Source organism: Orrella sp. JC864 (assembly GCF_037026685.1).
Taxonomy (GTDB): domain Bacteria; phylum Pseudomonadota; class Gammaproteobacteria; order Burkholderiales; family Burkholderiaceae_B; genus Orrella.
Genome location: NZ_JBANET010000013.1, coordinates 31,849 through 49,705, shown reverse-complemented (window position 1 = coordinate 49,705; position 17,857 = coordinate 31,849). Strand labels below are relative to the sequence as shown.

The following is a 17,857-nucleotide window of genomic DNA, read 5'->3' as shown; positions in this document are numbered from 1 at the left end:
GGGCGGCCCGCCCGCGCGGCCGGCGGGCGCCCTACACCCTTACACCGATTGCAGGAACATGGCCGGATCGGGCCGCAGGGGGGGCTGCCCGCCGGGGGGCGCCTCGCGCGCCAGCCGGGCCTGCCAGGCCTCGGCCTGGTCCAGCAGCGATTCGATGCAAGCCAGCAGCGAAGCCGCGCGGGCCTGTGCCATGGGCAGCGCGCATTGCAGGTAGACCCGGCCGTTGCTGCCGGCGCACAGCACGGCGCCTGCGCCGGCCTGCATGAAATTGGCGCGGGCCATCAGCTGCGCCTGGGCCGCGCCCAGGCAGACCGCGTCCAGCTGGCAGGACAGCAGCACCTGCGCCCGGGCAGGCACATGCACCACCTGCAGCACATGGCGGGCGTCGAAGACCAGCTGGCACACCTGCCCGCCTTCGGCCGGCCGCAAGCCGGCCATGCCCAGGGCCAGGCCGAGGTCGCGCACGAGATGGTCGAAGGCGGAATCGGACACCGGTCGTCAGGGCGGAGTGGGCGAGCCGCTAGTGTAAGGCAGGCGCAAGCCGGCAATCGGCGGATTTCCCGGCTACATTGGCGGCAAAACGAGCAAAAGGTGCGGCCCCGCCGCCTGGATGCGGCCGCGCTGCCGCGCACGCCCCAGGATCCCACGCAAGGACTGCTGCGGGCCGCGGGCTTTCAGCCCTCCAAATAGCCCCGCTGGCGCCAAAGCCGCGGGGCGATGCCGTAACGCCGCTGGAACGCCTTCGTGAAGTGGCTGTGGCTGGAGAACCCCGCGTCCCCGGCCGCACGCGTCACCGACGCCCCTGCGTCCAGCCGGGCAGCGGCCAGGGCCAGCCGCATTTCGTGCAGGCGGCCATGCACCGACATTCCGAAACACGCCTGAAAGCCCCGCTGCAGGGCGCGTTCGGACAGGCCCACCTCGCGGGCCAGCCGCGCGGCCGTCCAAGGCAGCGCGCACGCATCGGCGATGCGTGCGGCCGCCTCGGCCACGGCCGCTTGCAGCGCCGCATCGCGCGCACAGACGGGCCTGTGCTCGCCCAGCGCGTCCAGGCACCACACCAGGGCCTCCTGGATACGCGCCGCCTGCCAGGCCTGGCGCAGCCCCCCATCGCGCAAGGGCGGGCTACGCAACAGCGCCTGCGAGACCTCGCGCAAGGACGGGCCGGCGGGCAGGCAGGCCGCCGCCATCTCGGTCCTTTTCTCGCGGCCGAGCACGGCATGCAGCGTCGCCACGAGATCGGCCCGTCCCCAGTGGGCCAAGGCTGCCGGCGTGAACCGGATGTCCACCATCTGCAAGAGGCCGCCTGCGGGCAGCCGCCACAATCCATCCGCCGGTTCGGCGTAGTGGAATAGATAGGCCTGCCCCGCGTGCACGCGCCGGGGCGCCAGCGCGCCAAACTGCACGTCGAACGCGCCCCGCAGGCAGATCTGCAGGCCCAGCATGGCGGTGCCGGGCGAGGGAATGTACAGGTCATGCGCCGGCGCGCCCGCGATCCGGACCAGGCTCACGTCCGCGGCCACCCGCTCCACGCCTTGCAGCACGGTCTCCCACTGCGCCGTGGCCGGCACCGTGGGCAGCGTCGAACGCCACCACTCATGCGCCAGGCGGGGCGCATCGTAGCGGCTCGCCAGGGCAGGCAGGCTTTGCATGGGCGAGGAGGCTGGCGCGAAATCGTGCAAGGGTTGAAGAAAAACCGCTCAAGGGTGAAGGAAAACCGCCAGACGGCAAGCAGACGTTCTGGAATGATACCCGCCAATGCAAATCATTCTCGTTATTTTTGCATGGAGAACCTTGACGTGAAATCCCTTTCCCCGCGCCATGGCTGCCGGCTGGTCCCGCTGGCCGCCAGCCTGGCAACGCTCGCCGCCGTTGCGGCGCACGCCCAACCCGCCGCGCCCGCCCGCCTGGCTCCCGTCACCGTGCAGGGCGGCATCGACCAGGATCCGGCCTTGGGCGATACCTATGCCGCCACGCGCTCGCGCAGCGCCGCCAAGACCGACCAGCCGCTGTCTTCCACGCCGCAGACCGTCAACGTCGTGACGCGCACGGAGATGGAGCGGCAAGGCTCGACGTCGGTCGCGCAGGCATTGCGCTACACGCCCGGCGTGACGACGCAGTATGGCGACACCGACGCGCGCCACGACTGGCTGACCGTGCGCGGCTTCACGCCCGGACGCTACCTGGACGGCTTGCTGCTGCCCTTCGGCGCCCGCGGCTATTCGCAGCCGCGGCTGGACACGTATGCGCTGGAACGCATCGAGGTGCTCAAGGGCCCATCCTCGGGCCTGTACGGGCAGGCCTCGCCGGGCGGCACGGTGGCCATGACAAGCAAGCGGCCCACCGCCGAGCCCTTGCGCGAGGTGATGGTGCAGGGCGGCAGCTTCGATCGCTACCGGGGCGGCATCGACCTCGGCGGCCCGGCCGATGCCCAGGGCCGCCTGCTGTACCGTTTGACCGCCCTGGTCCAGGAAAGCAATGCGTCCTTCGACAGGATCACCGATGACAAGTACTTTTTCGCGCCCAGCCTGACATGGCGCTTCTCGGCCGACACCAGCCTGAACCTGTCGGCGCAGTACCAGCGAACACACGCGCGCGGCGGCGGCGGCGCGCCCGCCTTGCCGGTCAATGGAACCTTGTGGCGCGCGGCGGCCGGCGACATCCCCCGCGAGCGCTACGTCGGCGATCCGCACTTCGATCGCTTCCACAATGAACAGCTGCTGGTCGGCTATACGCTGGATCATCGCTTCAGCGACCGGGCCAGCTTCAGGCAGACGGCGCGCTACAGCGAGGTGGATACCGACACCCGGCGCGTGCAGATCGGCCTGATGCCCACCGAGACCGGCGCCGTGCGCTATGCCTGGCGCTTTCCCGAACGTTCGCGCGTGGTGCAGCTGGACAACCAGCTGGACCTTCGGCTGCAAACGGGTGCGGTTTCGCATGCCTTGCTGCTGGGCATGGACTACCTCCAGGAGGACGCACGCTTCGAGGAATCGGCCCTGACGCTGTTTACCCCGCCCGCCTATCCGCTGTTCGACCTGCAACGGCCTGTCTACGACATCGGCCCCATCGCCTCGCCGCCCGCCGCGCTGAAGATCCGGCAACGGCGCGAGCAGATGGGCCTCTATGCGCAGAACCTGGTTTCCTATGAACGCTGGCAGCTGACGCTGGCCGGCCGCTACGACCGCACGGACGCATCCACCCGCACCTGGCGGGCCGCCGGCAATGGCTGGAGCCGCGTCAAGACCGACCCGGGCCGCTTCACCGGCCGCGTGGGCCTGGCGTACCAGCTGGACGGCGGCTTTACGCCCTATGCCAGTTATTCAACGTCGTTCCAGCCGGTCATGGGCACCGACCGCCAGGGCGCCACCTTCTCGCCGACCACCGGCCAGCAGTGGGAGGCCGGCCTCAAATACGTCTCTCCCGGCCAGGCCATCGTGGCATCGGCCGCGGCGTTCCAGCTGGAGCAGAAGAATGTCAGCGCGCCCGATCCGGTGAACACGAGCTTCAGCGTGCAGACGGGCAAAGTGCGGCTGCGCGGCGTGGAACTGGAAGGCAAGGCCAGCCTCGACGCGGGCTGGGCGGTGACGGCATCCTATGCCTACACGCAAAGCAGGATCCTGCGCACCAACCCGGGCGACACGACGGGCCAGGTCGGCAATGCCCTGCAATTCGTGCCGCGCCACCAGGCGAGCCTGTGGCTGGACAAGACCTTGACGGATGGACCGCTGGCCGGCCTGGGCGCGGGGCTGGGCGTCAGCTATCGCGGCAGCACCTACGGCGACAACGCCAACCGTTATGCCATCGGGGCCGTGACGCTGGTCGACGCCGCCTTGCGATTCGACCTGTCGCGCGCCAATCCCGGCTGGCGCGGCGCAGAGCTCGCCCTGAACGCGAGCAACCTGTTCGACAAGAAGTACGTCACCACTTGCCTGGGCCCCGTGAGCTGCTATTGGGGCGCCGAGCGCACGGTGATGGCCAGCGCGCGCTATCGCTGGTAACGGTATCGCGGTAATGGGCAAGGCCGCGGGACCCGGGCTTGCGGGCGGCCGGCGCGGCAGCAGGCCCGCAAACGACAACGGCGGACCCCGCAAGGGGCCCGCCGTCGGGCCGGGGCCAACAAGAGGCCCGGCAAGATGCTGCGCCGCTTACTGCAGCGCGATCTCGACGTCCACGCCAGCCGGCAGATCCAGACGCATCAGCGCGTCGACGGTCTTGTCGGTGGGATCGACGATGTCCATCAGACGCTGGTGCGTACGGATTTCGAACTGGTCGCGCGAGGTCTTGTTCACGTGCGGCGAGCGCAGCACGTCGTAGCGGCGGATGCGCGTGGGCAGCGGAACGGGACCACGGACGACCGCACCGGTACGCTTGGCGGTATCGACGATCTCGGCTGCCGATTGATCGATCAGCTTGTAGTCGAACGCCTTGAGGCGGATGCGGATCTTCTGGTTTTTCATGACGTATTCCTAAAGAACGAAATTGCAACGCGGGCAGGAGACATTTCCGGCCCGCCGCGGGCGGTGCGCGCCGAGCCCGCGGGCCGCGGCGCGCGCGCCGGTCTTACTTGAGGATCTTGGCGACCACGCCGGCGCCCACGGTACGGCCGCCTTCGCGGATGGCGAAACGCAGGCCTTCTTCCATGGCGATCGGCGCCAGCAGCTTGACCGTCATCGACACGTTATCGCCCGGCAGCACCATCTCCTTGTCGGCCGGCAGCTCGATCGTGCCCGTCACGTCCGTCGTGCGGAAGTAGAACTGCGGACGATAGCCGTTGAAAAACGGCGTGTGGCGGCCGCCTTCTTCCTTGGACAGGATGTACACCTCGGCCGTGAAGTCCGTGTGCGGGTTGATCGAGCCGGGCTTGGCCAGCACCTGGCCGCGCTCGACGTCCTCGCGCTTGGTGCCGCGCAGCAAAATGCCCACGTTGTCCCCGGCCTGGCCCTGGTCCAGCAGCTTGCGGAACATTTCCACGCCCGTGCAGGTCGTCTTGACCGTCGGACGGATGCCCACGATCTCGATTTCCTCGCCCACCTTGATCACGCCGCGCTCCACACGCCCCGTGACCACCGTGCCGCGACCCGAGATCGAGAACACGTCTTCCACAGGCATCAGGAACGTGCCGTCGACCGCACGCTCGGGCGTGGGAATGTACGTGTCCAGCGCCTCGGCCAGCTTCAGGATCGCCTGCTCGCCCAGCTCGCCCTTGTCGCCCTCGAGCGCCAGCTTGGCCGAACCCTTGACGATCGGCGTGTCATCGCCCGGAAAATCGTACTTGGACAGCAGCTCGCGAACTTCCATTTCCACCAGCTCGAGCAGCTCGGCGTCATCGACCATGTCGGCCTTGTTCAGGAACACGATGATGTACGGCACGCCAACCTGGCGCGAGAGCAGAATGTGCTCGCGCGTCTGCGGCATCGGGCCGTCGGCGGCCGAAACCACCAGGATCGCCCCGTCCATCTGCGCCGCACCCGTGATCATGTTCTTCACATAGTCCGCGTGGCCCGGGCAGTCCACGTGCGCGTAGTGCCGCGACTCGGTCTCGTACTCCACGTGCGCCGTGTTGATCGTGATGCCGCGCGCCTTCTCTTCGGGCGCCGCGTCGATCTGGTCGTAACCCTTGGCCTCTCCGCCGAACTTGGTCGACAGCACCGTCGTGATCGCAGCCGTCAACGTCGTTTTGCCGTGGTCAACGTGACCAATCGTACCCACGTTCACGTGCGGCTTGGTACGCTCAAACTTGCCTTTTGCCATGATCTATCCCTATATCTAGCAAGGAAACTGTTTAACGATTGAATCGAAAGTCTGGATGTCGCGCCGGCCATCGCGGCCGGCGCGGATGCTGCATTACTTGGAGCGGGCGCTGATGATTTCGTCGGCGACGTTCTTCGGCGCTTCGGCGTAGTGCTTGAACTCCATCGTGTAGGTCGCGCGGCCCTGGGTCAACGAACGCAGGTTGGTGGCGTAGCCGAACATCTCGGCCAGCGGCACCTCCGCCTTGATGACCTTGCCGCCGCCGACCATGTCGTCCATGCCCTGGACCATGCCGCGCCGCGAGGACAGGTCGCCCATCACGGTGCCGGCATAGTCTTCCGGCGTTTCGACTTCCACGGCCATCATGGGCTCGAGCAGCACGGGGCTGGCACGGCGCATGCCTTCCTTGAAGGCCATCGAACCGGCCATCTTGAACGCGTTTTCGTTCGAGTCCACGTCGTGGTACGAACCGAAGAACAGCGTCACCTTGACGTCGACCACCGGGTAGCCCGCCAGCACGCCGGCCGGCAGGGTTTCCTGGATGCCCTTGTCCACCGCGGGGATGAACTCGCGGGGCACCACGCCGCCCTTGATGGCGTCGACGAATTCGTAGCCGCCGCCCGGCTCGAGCGGTTCGAGCTTGAGCACCACGTGGCCGTACTGGCCGCGGCCGCCCGACTGCTTGACGAACTTGCCTTCGACTTCCTCGCAGGTCTTGCGGATGGTCTCGCGGTAGGCCACCTGGGGCTTGCCGACGTTCGCTTCCACGTTGAATTCACGCTTCATGCGATCGACGATGATCTCCAGGTGCAGCTCGCCCATGCCCGAAATGATGGTCTGGCCCGACTCTTCGTCGGTGCGCACGCGGAACGAGGGATCCTCGGCCGCCAGGCGCGACAGCGCCAGGCCCATCTTCTCCTGGTCGGACTTGGTCTTGGGCTCGACGGCCTGCGAGATGACGGGCTCGGGGAACTCCATGCGCTCGAGCATGATGTGCGAATCGACATCGCACAGCGTCTCGCCGGTCGTCACGTCCTTCAGGCCCACCACGGCGGCGATGTCGCCGGCCAGAACTTCCTTGATTTCCTCGCGGTTGTTCGCGTGCATCTGCAGGATGCGGCCGATGCGCTCCTTCTTGCCCTTGATGGGGTTGTAGACGGTGTCGCCCGACTTGAGCACGCCCGAATACACGCGCACGAAGGTCAGCTGGCCGACGAACGGGTCGGTCATCAGCTTGAACGCCAGCGCCGAGAACTTCTCGGTGTCTTCGGCCTTGCGGGTCGCGGGCTGGCCGTCATCGGTCTCGCCTTCGACCGGCGGGATGTCCACCGGCGAGGGCAGGTAGTCGATGACCGCGTCCAGCATGCGCTGCACGCCCTTGTTCTTGAAGGCGGTGCCGCACAGCATGGGCTGGATCTCGCCGGCGATGGTACGCGCGCGCAGGGCCTTGTTGATTTCTTCCTCGGAAAGCGTGTTGCCTTCCAGGTACTTGTTCATCAACTCCTCGGACGACTCGGCGGCGGCCTCGACCAGCTTCTCGCGCCACTCGTCGGCCTGGGCCTGCAGCTCGGCCGGGATGTCGGCGTAGTCGAACTTGGTACCCTGGCTGGCCTCGTCCCACAGGATGGCCTTCATCTTGATCAGGTCGATCACGCCCTTGAAGTTTTCCTCGGCGCCGATCGGCAGGACGATGGGCACCGGGTTGGCCTTCAGGCGGGTGCGCAGCTGCTCGTAGACCTTGTAGAAGTTGGCGCCGGTACGGTCCATCTTGTTGACGAAGGCCAGGCGCGGCACGCCGTACTTGTTGGCCTGGCGCCACACCGTCTCGGACTGGGGCTGCACGCCGCCCACGGCGCAATAGACCATGCAGGCGCCGTCGAGCACGCGCATCGAACGCTCCACCTCGATGGTGAAGTCCACGTGTCCCGGGGTGTCGATGATGTTGATGCGGTGCTCGGGGTAGTTGCCACCCATGCCGCGCCAGAACGCCGTCGTGGCAGCAGACGTGATGGTGATGCCACGCTCCTGCTCCTGCTCCATCCAGTCCATGGTGGCTGCGCCATCATGCACCTCGCCAATCTTGTGATTGACGCCGGTGTAGAACAGGATGCGCTCGGTCGTGGTGGTCTTCCCTGCATCGATGTGCGCAGAGATACCGATGTTGCGGTAGCGCTCGATCGGAGTTTTGCGGGCCATTTGGGTGTCCTTAAATTACCTGCTTACCAGCGGAAATGGCTGAACGCCTTGTTGGCTTCGGCCATCTTGTGCGTGTCTTCACGCTTTTTCATTGCAGCGCCACGGTTCTCGGAGGCGTCGATGATTTCACCGGCCAGCCGCAGATCCATGGATTTTTCGCCGCGCTTCTTGGCGGCTTCGCGCAGCCAGCGCATGGCCAGGGCCAGGCGGCGCACGGGGCGCACCTCGACCGGCACCTGGTAGTTGGCGCCGCCCACGCGGCGGCTCTTGACCTCGACCAGCGGCTTGATGTTGTTGATGGCCAGGTTGAAGACCTCGATCGGCTCCTTGCCGGTCTTGGCCTGGATCTGGTCGAGCGCACCGTAGACAATACGCTCGGCCACGGCTTTCTTGCCGGACAGCATGACAACGTTCATGAATTTGGCGAGTTCGACGCTGCCGAACTTGGGATCGGGCAGGATCTCGCGCTTGGGAACTTCGCGACGACGGGGCATTTTTGCTTCCTTAGTGTCTGTTCAGTTGAACCGTGCCATTCGCACGGCCATGGCCGCTTAAACAAGCGACCCCTTAGTTCCGCCTGGACCCGGGAGCCCTGGGCGGTCGCACCACGCTGTCCGGACCGGCCGGCAGCGGTAAATCGGGTACGGGATGGTCTTAGGCCTTCTTCGGGCGCTTGGCGCCGTACTTGGAACGCGCCTGCTTGCGGTCTTTCACGCCTTGCAGGTCCAGCGAGCCGCGCACGATGTGATAGCGCACGCCGGGCAGGTCCTTCACACGGCCGCCGCGCACCAGCACGACCGAGTGCTCCTGCAGGTTGTGGCCTTCGCCGCCGATGTAGGAGATGACTTCGAAGCCGTTGGTCAGGCGCACCTTGGCGACCTTGCGCAAGGCGGAGTTCGGCTTCTTGGGGGTGGTGGTGTACACGCGCGTGCACACGCCGCGGCGCTGAGGGCAATTTTCGAGCGCGGGGCTCTTGCTCTTGGCCTGGCTGACTTCGCGCGGCTTGCGCACGAGTTGGCTGATAGTAGGCATGACCTTAAATGTTCCCTGTTGTCGACATCGGCAAGCCGCGAGAGTCTACGTCGCGAACATGACAATGACAGTTCCGTTCCTGGGCGGTTTCACGCAAAACCGCCACCTGGATACGGCAACCCGGGAAAAAACCGGCCGGCCGACAAAGAGCGGTCTTGCAAACTCCATGCGGAAATAGGCCCAGGCTCTTTCCGCAAAATTTCGCTAAGCTCGCCAGTGTACCGTTATCCGCGCCAGTCCGTCAATATCGGCGACTCGTCCAGGCCCAGCCGCGCCGCCGCCGGTGCGTCCCCGATAGGCATGCCGGCGCGGCGCCGGGCCGCCCGGGCCGGCGCGCCCGCCGCGGCAAAGCGGGGCATACCCCGTATCCAGGGTTAGAATCGCCATCTTCGCCTACGCATCGCCTCCGCGGCGCACCCCATGACCGTTCTGCCTTCCTCTTCGTCCAGCCTGCAGGCCGAGCTGGCCGCCGCCGCCGAAAAATCCGCCCTGCTCGGGCGTCCGGGCTTCCTGATCCGCCGCCTGCACCAGATCCACGGCTCGCTTTTCCTGGAAGAGACGGCCGGATTCGGCATCACGCCGGTGCAATACAGCGTGCTGACCGCCCTGGCCGAGCACGGCGAAATGGACCAGATCAGCATCGCGCTGGAGGTGGGCCTGGAGCGCACCACCGTCGCCGAGGTGATCCAGCGGCTGGAAGGGCGCGCCCTGGTGCGCCGGCGCCAGAGCCCCAAGGACGGGCGGGTGCGGCTGGTCAAGCTGGCGCGGCGCGGCCAGCAGCTGGTCGAGCGCATGGCCCAGGCGGTGCAGCGGGCCCACGACCGCACCATCGCCCCCTTGCCACCCGAGGACCGCGACCGCCTGATGCTGCTGCTGATCCGGCTGTTGGAAGCCAACAACGACGTGGGCAACGTGCCGTTTCGCCTGCCATGAACGCCGCCACGTCCGACTCCCGTCCAGCCCCGGATGCATCGGCTTTCGATTGCACGGCGGGCTATTGGCAGTCGCTGCAGGCCCCGGATACGCTGGATATGCCCCTGGAAGGGCCATTCCAGCGCGGCTACCCGGCCCGCCTGCCTGACGGACGCTATCTGGTCCTGCCGCTGCGCGCCGTGCCCGCCGATCCCGACCGTTGCGTGGCCTCGCTGATCGCCAACCATGCTTCCTTCGAAGTCATCGATGCGCTGTGCGGTTTCATGGCTCAGGCGGCCCGTCCGCTGGGCGCCGACTGCGTGGTGGGCCTGCCCACGCTGGGGCTGGCGTTCGCGCCGCGCGTGGCGCAGTTGCTGGGGTTCGGGCGCTACGTGCCGTTCGGCTATTCGCGCAAGTATTGGTATGACGATCAACTGGCCATGCCCGTGCAGTCGCTGACCTCGCCGCTGGCCAAGAAGATGCTTTACGTCGACCCCAACCTGGCGCCCCGGCTGCAAGGGGTACGGGTGCTGGTGGTGGACGACGCCGTCAGCACGGGTCAGACGATGCAATCGGCGCTGACATTGCTGGCCCGCTGCGGGGCCGACGTCGCGGGCATCGCGGTGGCGATGCGCCAGGGCACGGCCTGGCGCCGGACCCTGGTCGACCGGCAGGGTGCGCCGCTGCCGGTGGTGGCGGCCTTCGATTCGCCGCGGCTGCGGCGCGTGCCTTGCGGCTGGATGCCCGAATAACGCCGCGCCCCGCGGCCAAGGCCGGAACGCCGCCCGCCTAGGCCCCCTCGGCCAAGCCGCGCGCGGCGCGGCGGAACACCTCGTCGTCCAGCATCGCGATGCCGCGCCCGAGCAGCCCGCCGGCCCCGTCGGCGGCCACCATGGCGATGGCGGCCAAGGGCGCCAGGCCCGCCGCGGCATCGGCGCCCACCCGCAGGCCCAGGTCGGCGAACAGGGGATGCGGGCCTTGCAGCAGCCGCTGCGGCCGCTCCCGCCAGTCCGGCGGCAGCCACGGCGCCAGCGCCTGCTGCACGGCGGGCGCCAGTGCCAGCGCCTGGGCGCCGAAACCCGCCGCGTCTATCACGCCGCTGTCGCCCACCAGCGCAGCGGCCGGTGCCATGCCGGCCGGATCCAGGCGCGGGCCCGCCGGCGGGGGCGCCGGCGAGACGAACCAGCGCCGGGGCTGGCCCGCCAGCCGCACGCCCAGGTCTCGGCCGTTACCGGCCAGGGCGACCACCAGCGCGCAGGCCGAACCGTGCGCCTGCCGGGCGGCGGCATCGAGCATCAGGTGGCAGGCCGCCATCCACAAGGTCAGGAAGAACAGCGGGGAGCCTTCGAGCATCTGGCCGATGCGCGCGTCGGCCGGCTGCGCCGCCGGCCGCAGGGCCCGAGCCAGCAGGGCAGCGAGCGCGGCCTGCGCGGCGGCAGTGCTGGCATGCAGGTCGTCGCCGCCGGCCAGCCCCTGGCGCGCCAGCGCGATCAAGTCCACCGGCGCGGCCGAGACGATCTCATGCAGGCGCGGCGCCAGCTCCTGGTCGCGCCAGCGCAGGCGCGGCAGGATGGCCGGGTCGCGCGTGCCGAAGCGGATCTGCGGGCCGGCGCCGCTGCCCAGCAGGGACCAGGCGCGCGGCGCGGCGCCTGCGCCGTCGGCCACGCCGACCAGCGCCGTGCCGGGCCCGGCGACCGCGGCCAGGGGCAATACCACGCCATACGATTGCGCGGGGGCCAGGGTTACCTCGCGCGCGGCGATCAGGGCCAGCGCCGCCTCGATGGAATCGGCCCAGCCTTCGTGCACGCAGGCCAGCGCCGCGGAAGAAAGTACCGGCGCGGCGGGCCGGGCGGCGTCGGCATAGGGCGGGCCGGCATGCAGCAAGGTGCGCCCGGGCAGGCCCACGGCGCTGCGCGCCGGCTGCACGGCGCCCCAATGGGGCCGCACCGCCGCCAGCGCGGCCAGGGCCGCGGCCTTGGCCGGGTCGCCGGCCGCCGGATCCTTCGGACCCATGATCAGATCCCCATGTAGGCCTGCCGCACCCGCGGGTCGGCCGACAGTTGCGCGGTCTCGCCGGCGATACCTACGCGCCCGGTCTCGATCACGTAGGCGTGGCGCGCCAGCTCGAAGGCGGTAAGCACATCCTGCTCGACCAGCAGGATGGTCAGGCCGCTGCGATTGATTTCGCGCAGTGCATCGCCCAGCTTCTCGACCGCGCGCGGGGCCAGCCCCAGCGAAAGCTCGTCGACCATCAGCAGCTGCGGGCGCGACATGATGCCGCGGCCGATCGCACACATCTGCTGCTCGCCACCCGACAGCGTGGTGGCGTCCTGCTGCTGGCGCTCCTTCAGGATGGGGAACATCTCGTAGACGGCCTGCAGGTCGCGCTCGATGTCGGCCCGCGCGTCGCGCCGCAGGTAGGCGCCCACCAGCAGGTTGTCGCGGATCGACATGCCGCGAAACAGCCGCCGGCCCTCGGGCACATGGGCCAGGCCCGCGCCCAGCATGGCGTCGGGGCTGGCGCCGGTCATGTCGCGGCCGCAGAACTCCACGCGGCCGGCCTTGGCGCGCACCAGGCCGGAGATGGTGCGCAGCAAGGTGGACTTGCCAGCGCCGTTCGAGCCCACGATGCAGGTGATCTCGCCGGCGGGCACCACCAGGTCCACGCCCCACAGCACCTGGACGTCGCCATAACCGGCCTGCAGGCCTTCGATCTTGAGCAGGGGCGTATTAGCCATGCAGGGCTCCGGTTGCGGGCGCAAGCTGCTGCTGGCGCGCGGCGAACTTGCTGCCCAGGTAGGCTTCGATGACCTTCGGGTCGCTGATGACCGACTGCGGATCGCCCTGGCTGATGAGCTCGCCATGGTGCAGCACCAGCACGCGCTGGCTCAGCGACAGCACCACCTTCATCAGGTGCTCGATCAGCAGGATGGTGATGCCGCGCGCGGCGATGGCGCGCATCAGCGCCAGCGCCTTTTCGATCTCGGCGGTGTTCAGGCCCGCATTGACCTCGTCCAGCAGCAGCACCTTGGGCTGCATGGCCAGGCTCTTGGCCAGTTCCAGGCGCTTGCGCGAAGGCAGCGTGAGCGAGGCGGCCGGCTGGTGCGCCAGCGGGGCCAGGCCCACGAACTCCAGGTGTTCCATGGCCTGGCGCTCGGCCTGCCTGCGGCTGGGCGCGCCGGCGGCGAACAGCGCGCCGGCCGCCACGTTCTCCAGCACCGTCATGTGCGGGAAGGGCTGCACGATCTGGAAAGTGCGCGCCAGGCCGCTGCGGGCGGCCTCGTAGGGCCGCTGGCGCGTGACGTCGCGGCCCTTGAAAAACACCGAGCCGCCGCTGGCGGTCAGCACGCCGGTGATCAGGTTGACCAGGGTGGTCTTGCCCGCGCCATTCGGGCCGATCAGTCCGACGATCTCGCCTTCGCGCAGCGAGAAGGAGACCTCGCGGGTGGCCTGCAGGCCGCCGAAACGCTTGGACAGGCTGCGCACCTCGAGCAGGGGGGTGGTCATTGGATGACTCCTTCCTTGGCTGCATGCGGCCGTACGGCGGGCGCTGCCGGGCCGTCCGGGCCCGGCCCTGGCGCGGTGCCGGCCGGCGCCGCGCCAGGGCGGCGCAGCCAGCGGCGGTAATCGATCTTGAGCAGGCCGCCGGGCAGGAAGAAGATCAGCAGCACGATGATCACGCCCAGGATGGCCTGGTGGTAGTCCAGGAAGCGGGCCCAGATGGTTTCCTCCAGCAGCACGAAGGCCGCCGAGCCCACCACCGGGCCGTAGACGGTGCCCACCCCGCCCAGCATCGCCATCACCGGCACCTTGACCGTCAGCAGGATGGCGAAGGCGTCGGTAGGCGCGATGTACGACACCCACGACGCATAGATGGCGCCCACCGTGCCGCAAAAGACGGCCGAAAGCGTGTAGGCGGCGGTCTTGTACCGGTTGACGGCGATGCCCACCATGTCGGCGGCATCCTCGTTCTGGTTGATGCAGCGCAGCCCGAAGCCCAGCCGCGAGCGGTCCACCAGCAGCGTGACGATCCAGGCGCACAGCATCACCGCCAGCATGGCGTACAGGAACACCCGCGCGGCGAAATCCGGCCCGCCGGGCATGATGGCCACGTTCAGGCCGTCGCCGCCGCCGGTCAGCTCCGACCACAGCGAGGTGCCCAGGCGCAGCACCTCGACCATGGCGATCGAACCGATGGCGAAGTAATGACCCTTCATGCGCAGGATGGCCGCGCCCACCAGCGCGGCGAAGGCGCTGACGAACACGGTGGCGCCCAGCCAGGCCAGCACCATGGGCACACCGGCGTTCTGCATCAGCGCGCCGGCATAGCTGCCCAGGCCCACGAAGGCCGCGGTCGAGAACGAAGGGTAGCCGGCATAGCCGCCGATGAAGTTCCAGGACAGCGCCAGCGCCGCATACATGCACACGAAGGTGGCCAGCCGCACGTAGTAGTTGTCCGCCAGGAAGGGCATGGCCGCCAGCAGCAGCACCCACGCGGCAAAGAGCAGGTGCCTGCCCAGGCGCGGGCGGGCGGCGGAATCGGGTTTCTCGTTCATTCGTACCCCTTCTTGCCGACCAGGCCGGTGGGCCGCGTGATGAGCAGCGCCAGCATGATCAGGAAACCGAACAGCACGGCGTATTGCGCGCCGAGGAAATTGCCCACCACGCTCTCGATCAGGCCCAGGGCCAGGCCGCCGACCAGCGCACCGGGCACCGTGCCCAGGCCGCCGATTACGCAGATCACGAAGGCCTTGCCCAGCAGCAGCCCGGTAATGTTGGTGGTGATGGGAAAGACGACCGACATGAGCACGCCGCAGGCGCCGGCCATCAGGGCGGCCAGCCCGAAGGTGACCGCATAGACGTGCGGCACGCGGATGCCCATCAGCGAGGCGGCGTCGCGGTCCATGCGCACCGCCACGATGGCCCGGCCGATGCGCGAGCTGCGCATCACGTAGTACAGCAGCCCGGTCAGCGCCAGGGCCAGGGCCATGGCCAGCAGGCGGTCCACCGGCAGGATCACGCCCGCCAGCTCCAGCCGGCCCAGGTCCAGCGACACGCGCCGCGGCGTGGCCTCGAAGCCCAGGTTCATGAAGTTGTACAGGATCATGTCCAGGCCGAAGGTCAGCGTCAGCGTAGTCAGCACCGGGCGGGTCACCACCCGGTTGATCGCGCCGTACTGCAGCAGGTAGCCCATCAGGAACAGCAGCGCGCAGACCGCCGGCAGCATGACGAAGGGATTGATCTGGTAATGGAACCAGGCGAAGAAGGTCAGGTAGCCGCCCAGCACGATGAACGAGCCGTGCAGCATGTTGATGACGTTCAGCACCCCCCAGACCAGCGAGAAGCCGACGGCGATGCAGGCATACAGCGCCCCCAGCATCAGTCCGTTGGCGATGATTTGCGCGAACAGGGTCATGGCGATTCAACCGGGTGTATGGCGATGCGCCCGTCAGGGCATGCGGATGGCGTCGGCCTGCTTGACCGCCTCGGGAAAGAGCACCACCACCTTCTTGTCCTGCACCTGGATGATGGGCAGGTCGCGTCCGGCGTTCATGCCGTTCGCACCGAACTTGATCGGGCCGTAGAAGGTGTCGATGTCCAGCGAGGCCAGCGCGTCGCGCACCTTGGCCTTGTCGGTCGTGCCGGCCTGCTCGATGGCCTTTTGCAGGGCGACCAGCGCCGCCGCGGCGGAGGCGTGCACGTAGTCCGGATCGTGCTTCTCGCGCGCCACGAATTCGTCGTAGAAGGCCTGCGTCGAGCCGAACACGTCGTCGGCCTTGTACTGCGTGGAGTGATGCCACCACGTGGTGCTGGACACGCCGTTGGCCAGGGTATCCAGGCCGTCGATGAACTCCTGGTAGGCCGGGCCGGTGATCATGGTGACGATGGGCGCGCTCACGCCCAGGTCGGCCATCTGCTTGCGCGCCAGGATCAGGTCCTTGGTGTAGCCGGTGACGTAGATCCAGTCGGGCGCGGCGGCCTTGATCTTCGATAGCGAGGCCGAATGATCCAGCGCGCCCACGGGATAGAACTCGTTGTGCACCACCTGCAGGCCCGCCTTCTCGGCCGCGCTGCGCATGGCCGTGGCCATCGAGCGCGGAAACACGTCCTCGCGGCCCAGGATGGCGATCTTCCTGGCCTCGGGCATCTGCTGGCCGAAGGTCTTGATCATGGCGTCGACCAGCCCGCCGTTGGGCGCCAGGGTGCCGAACAGGTACTTGTAGCCCTGGTCGAACACCGATTCGGACGAGGCCACCGAGGCCATCACCGGCACGCCGTAGCGTTCGGCCACGCCGGCCACCACCTTGGTGTGGCCCGAGCCGAAGGGCGAGGTCATGAAGTCCACGCGGTCCTGGGTGATCAGGCGCTCGGCCATCTGCTGCGCGCGCTTCTCGTCGGACTGGTAGTCGTAGGTAACGAGCTCGACCTTGACCTTCTGGTCGCCGACCTGGATGCCGCCGGCCTCGTTCACGCGCTTGAGCCACATGTCGTAGGCGACCTGCTGCTTCTTGCCTTCGTCGGCCAGGCCGCCGGTCAGCGCCAGCGGCGCGCCGATCCGGATGACCGATTGCGCCTGGGCGCCGGTGGCCAGGGCAAGCGCCAGCAGCGCCGGCAGAAGAGACTTCAGTTTCATGGTTTTCCCCTTGCTTGTAGACACCACGTGTGCGGCTGTGCCGCAGTTCGGACTGCATGCGCACCTGCGCACATCCTTCGGTATCAGCGTCCCGTCCGGTCCGGCTTGCGGCCCGCCCCGAACCAGCGCCTGATGCGCGCCCACAGCGCCGGCCAGAAAAAATGTCCCAGCTCCAGCGGCGCGCCGGCCCGCGGCCCGGCGCCCGTACCGGCATCGGCCGCGCGAGCCGCCACGGCAGGCCTGGACGCATCCACGGCCGGTGCATCCGCGCCCGGCGCATCGGCGGCCAGGGCAGCCGGCGCGCCGGCCGGCACGTCGGCGGCCAGCTTCTGGCGCAGGTTCTCGGCGAAGGCCTGCGTCAGGCGCTGCGCCAGCTCGCGTACGATGCCCCCGCGCGAGAACTGCGCCAGCGCGCCGGTGATGGCGTAGTCCACCTTCACGTCCACCCGCGTGACGGCCGCGCCCTCCTGGCCGGCTTGCTCGTGCAGCGAGAAGGCCGCCTCGCCCTTGACCCGCGAGCCGCTCTTGCGGTCCGCGCCGCCGCCGCTGATGCGGCCGGCGCGCGCGGCCTGGTCCAGCGTCATGGCGCCCTCGCCGGCGAAGGCCGCCACGATGGGGCCGAGCTTGACCGTCATGGACAGCTTCAGGGCCTGGCCGGCGGGCGGTTCGGCCAGCGCCGCGCCAGGCAGGCAGGCCACGATGCCGGGCACGTCCTGGAAAGCCCGCCAGACCTGTTCGGCCGGATAGGGCACGGTGAAGGATTGTTCGAGGTTCACAGCGTTGTCTTCCGTGTCGGGAGGGCCCTTGCGCGGACCGGGTCGCGCCGCCTCATGCCGGGTCCGCGCGGCGCGCATCGAGCACGCGCCGGATGGCGCGCACGATGCCGACGTAGCCGGTGCAGCGGCACAGGTTGCCGGCCAGTTCCAGGCGGATGCGCGCATCGTCGGCCTGGGGCAGGCGGATGACGATGTCGCGCGCGGTGGCCAGCATGCCGGGCGTGCAATAGCCGCACTGCAGCGCATGCTCGGCCGAGAAGGCCTGGCGCAGCTGCGCCATGATCTCGTCCTGGTCGTAGGACTCTATGGTGCGTACCGATTGGCCCTGGCAGGCGGCTGCCCGCACCAGGCACGAGCGCGTGGGCGCCTCGTCCACGCTCAAGGTACAGGCGCCGCACACCCCTTGCTCGCAGCCCAGGTTGGTACCCGTCAGGCCTTGCTGCTCGCGCAGGAAGTCGGCCAGCGAGGTGCGCGGCTCGACCTGCGCGCGGACCGCCCGGCCATTGACCACCAGGCTCAGCGCGATCATGGACGGGCCTTCGTCCTGCCCGTGGGC

The 17,857-nt window shown here is 68.7% G+C and carries 18 protein-coding genes; 3 read left to right on the top strand and 15 right to left on the bottom strand.

Annotated features, from left to right (window positions below; all coding sequences use genetic code 11):
* Nucleotides 1-39 precede the first annotated feature (39 nt).
* Together V8Z80_RS13000 and V8Z80_RS12995 are read right to left on the bottom strand one after the other, a co-directional pair.
* Nucleotides 40-492: a type III secretion system chaperone gene (locus tag V8Z80_RS13000; RefSeq protein WP_336062286.1), complete on the bottom strand. Its 453-nt coding sequence runs from the start codon at nt 490-492 to the stop codon at nt 40-42.
* 182 nt (nt 493-674) lie between these two features.
* Nucleotides 675-1,649, bottom strand: a complete 975-nt coding sequence (locus tag V8Z80_RS12995) for a helix-turn-helix transcriptional regulator (protein ID WP_336062285.1) — start codon at nt 1,647-1,649, stop codon at nt 675-677.
* A 147-nt stretch (nt 1,650-1,796) separates the two neighbouring features.
* Between V8Z80_RS12995 and V8Z80_RS12990 the strand changes: the two genes are divergently transcribed.
* The gene (locus V8Z80_RS12990; protein WP_336062284.1) at nt 1,797-3,998 is read left to right on the top strand and encodes a TonB-dependent siderophore receptor; all 2,202 of its coding nucleotides are present in this window, start codon (nt 1,797-1,799) and stop codon (nt 3,996-3,998) included.
* Between the two features lie 147 nt (nt 3,999-4,145).
* Here V8Z80_RS12990 and rpsJ read toward each other — a convergent pair whose 3' ends face one another.
* The 5 genes from rpsJ to rpsL all read right to left on the bottom strand — a co-directional run bounded on the left by rpsJ (nt 4,146) and on the right by rpsL (nt 8,979).
* Nucleotides 4,146-4,457, bottom strand: a complete 312-nt coding sequence (rpsJ, locus tag V8Z80_RS12985) for a 30S ribosomal protein S10 (RefSeq protein ID WP_003806903.1) — start codon at nt 4,455-4,457, stop codon at nt 4,146-4,148.
* Between the two features lie 103 nt (nt 4,458-4,560).
* A complete protein-coding gene (gene tuf / locus V8Z80_RS12980) occupies nt 4,561-5,751 on the bottom strand; it encodes an elongation factor Tu (protein ID WP_155195503.1) in 1,191 nt (396 codons plus the stop codon).
* A 93-nt stretch (nt 5,752-5,844) separates the two neighbouring features.
* Nucleotides 5,845-7,947 (bottom strand): elongation factor G, encoded by a 2,103-nt coding sequence (fusA, locus tag V8Z80_RS12975; protein ID WP_336062242.1) that lies wholly within the window; start codon nt 7,945-7,947, stop codon nt 5,845-5,847.
* Between the two features lie 23 nt (nt 7,948-7,970).
* Nucleotides 7,971-8,441, bottom strand: coding sequence for a 30S ribosomal protein S7 (gene rpsG, locus V8Z80_RS12970; RefSeq protein ID WP_155195505.1), 471 nt, complete (start codon nt 8,439-8,441; stop codon nt 7,971-7,973).
* 160 nt (nt 8,442-8,601) lie between these two features.
* Nucleotides 8,602-8,979 (bottom strand): 30S ribosomal protein S12, encoded by a 378-nt coding sequence (rpsL, locus tag V8Z80_RS12965; RefSeq protein ID WP_067758267.1) that lies wholly within the window; start codon nt 8,977-8,979, stop codon nt 8,602-8,604.
* Between the two features lie 420 nt (nt 8,980-9,399).
* Between rpsL and V8Z80_RS12960 the strand changes: the two genes are divergently transcribed.
* Nucleotides 9,400-9,912, top strand: a complete 513-nt coding sequence (locus V8Z80_RS12960) for a MarR family winged helix-turn-helix transcriptional regulator (RefSeq protein WP_155195506.1) — start codon at nt 9,400-9,402, stop codon at nt 9,910-9,912.
* Nucleotides 9,909-10,643, top strand: a complete 735-nt coding sequence (locus V8Z80_RS12955; protein WP_336062239.1) for a phosphoribosyltransferase — start codon at nt 9,909-9,911, stop codon at nt 10,641-10,643. Before V8Z80_RS12960 ends, V8Z80_RS12955 begins: the two co-directional genes overlap by 4 nt.
* Before the next feature lie 37 nt (nt 10,644-10,680).
* On the opposite strand, the gene V8Z80_RS12950 is transcribed toward V8Z80_RS12955, so the two are convergent.
* From V8Z80_RS12950 to V8Z80_RS12915, 8 genes are all read right to left on the bottom strand, one after another.
* Nucleotides 10,681-11,904, bottom strand: coding sequence for an oxamate carbamoyltransferase subunit AllG family protein (locus tag V8Z80_RS12950; RefSeq protein WP_155195508.1), 1,224 nt, complete (start codon nt 11,902-11,904; stop codon nt 10,681-10,683).
* A 2-nt stretch (nt 11,905-11,906) separates the two neighbouring features.
* Complete coding sequence (locus tag V8Z80_RS12945) at nt 11,907-12,629, bottom strand: ABC transporter ATP-binding protein (RefSeq protein WP_155195509.1); 723 nt, start codon at nt 12,627-12,629, stop codon at nt 11,907-11,909.
* On the bottom strand, nt 12,622-13,398 hold the full coding sequence (locus V8Z80_RS12940) for an ABC transporter ATP-binding protein (RefSeq protein WP_155195510.1): 777 nt from the start codon (nt 13,396-13,398) through the stop codon (nt 12,622-12,624). The genes V8Z80_RS12945 and V8Z80_RS12940 overlap by 8 nt, the downstream gene beginning before the upstream one ends.
* Nucleotides 13,395-14,447 (bottom strand): branched-chain amino acid ABC transporter permease, encoded by a 1,053-nt coding sequence (locus V8Z80_RS12935; RefSeq protein WP_155195511.1) that lies wholly within the window; start codon nt 14,445-14,447, stop codon nt 13,395-13,397. Before V8Z80_RS12935 ends, V8Z80_RS12940 begins: the two co-directional genes overlap by 4 nt.
* On the bottom strand, nt 14,444-15,307 hold the full coding sequence (locus V8Z80_RS12930) for a branched-chain amino acid ABC transporter permease (RefSeq protein WP_155195512.1): 864 nt from the start codon (nt 15,305-15,307) through the stop codon (nt 14,444-14,446). The genes V8Z80_RS12935 and V8Z80_RS12930 overlap by 4 nt, the downstream gene beginning before the upstream one ends.
* A gap of 33 nt (nt 15,308-15,340) precedes the next feature.
* Nucleotides 15,341-16,525, bottom strand: coding sequence for an amino acid ABC transporter substrate-binding protein (locus V8Z80_RS12925; RefSeq protein WP_155195513.1), 1,185 nt, complete (start codon nt 16,523-16,525; stop codon nt 15,341-15,343).
* Nucleotides 16,526-16,608: 83 nt separating this feature from the next.
* On the bottom strand, nt 16,609-17,301 hold the full coding sequence (locus V8Z80_RS12920; protein WP_336062238.1) for an SRPBCC family protein: 693 nt from the start codon (nt 17,299-17,301) through the stop codon (nt 16,609-16,611).
* Between the two features lie 52 nt (nt 17,302-17,353).
* Nucleotides 17,354-17,830 carry a 2Fe-2S iron-sulfur cluster-binding protein gene (locus tag V8Z80_RS12915; protein WP_155195532.1) on the bottom strand — a complete coding sequence of 159 codons (477 nt, stop codon included), beginning with the start codon at nt 17,828-17,830 and terminating at the stop codon, nt 17,354-17,356.
* Between the last annotated feature and the right edge of the window lie 27 nt (nt 17,831-17,857).

Bases quoted from the DNA above. Each gene is read 5' to 3' on its own strand.
- V8Z80_RS12995 (WP_336062285.1), bottom strand. From the start codon at position 1,649: ATGCAAAGCCTGCCTGCCCTGGCGAGCCGCTACGATGCGCCCCGCCTG.
- V8Z80_RS12945 (WP_155195509.1), bottom strand. From the start codon at position 12,629: ATGGCTAATACGCCCCTGCTCAAGATCGAAGGCCTGCAGGCCGGTTAT.
- V8Z80_RS12950 (WP_155195508.1), bottom strand. From the start codon at position 11,904: ATGGGTCCGAAGGATCCGGCGGCCGGCGACCCGGCCAAGGCCGCGGCC.
- V8Z80_RS12930 (WP_155195512.1), bottom strand. From the start codon at position 15,307: ATGACCCTGTTCGCGCAAATCATCGCCAACGGACTGATGCTGGGGGCG.
- fusA (WP_336062242.1), bottom strand. From the start codon at position 7,947: ATGGCCCGCAAAACTCCGATCGAGCGCTACCGCAACATCGGTATCTCT.
- tuf (WP_155195503.1), bottom strand. From the start codon at position 5,751: ATGGCAAAAGGCAAGTTTGAGCGTACCAAGCCGCACGTGAACGTGGGT.
- V8Z80_RS12940 (WP_155195510.1), bottom strand. From the start codon at position 13,398: ATGACCACCCCCCTGCTCGAGGTGCGCAGCCTGTCCAAGCGTTTCGGC.
- rpsL (WP_067758267.1), bottom strand. From the start codon at position 8,979: ATGCCTACTATCAGCCAACTCGTGCGCAAGCCGCGCGAAGTCAGCCAG.
- rpsG (WP_155195505.1), bottom strand. From the start codon at position 8,441: ATGCCCCGTCGTCGCGAAGTTCCCAAGCGCGAGATCCTGCCCGATCCC.
- rpsJ (WP_003806903.1), bottom strand. From the start codon at position 4,457: ATGAAAAACCAGAAGATCCGCATCCGCCTCAAGGCGTTCGACTACAAG.
- V8Z80_RS12955 (WP_336062239.1), top strand. From the start codon at position 9,909: ATGAACGCCGCCACGTCCGACTCCCGTCCAGCCCCGGATGCATCGGCT.
- V8Z80_RS12935 (WP_155195511.1), bottom strand. From the start codon at position 14,447: ATGAACGAGAAACCCGATTCCGCCGCCCGCCCGCGCCTGGGCAGGCAC.
- V8Z80_RS12960 (WP_155195506.1), top strand. From the start codon at position 9,400: ATGACCGTTCTGCCTTCCTCTTCGTCCAGCCTGCAGGCCGAGCTGGCC.
- V8Z80_RS12915 (WP_155195532.1), bottom strand. From the start codon at position 17,830: ATGATCGCGCTGAGCCTGGTGGTCAATGGCCGGGCGGTCCGCGCGCAG.
- V8Z80_RS12925 (WP_155195513.1), bottom strand. From the start codon at position 16,525: ATGAAACTGAAGTCTCTTCTGCCGGCGCTGCTGGCGCTTGCCCTGGCC.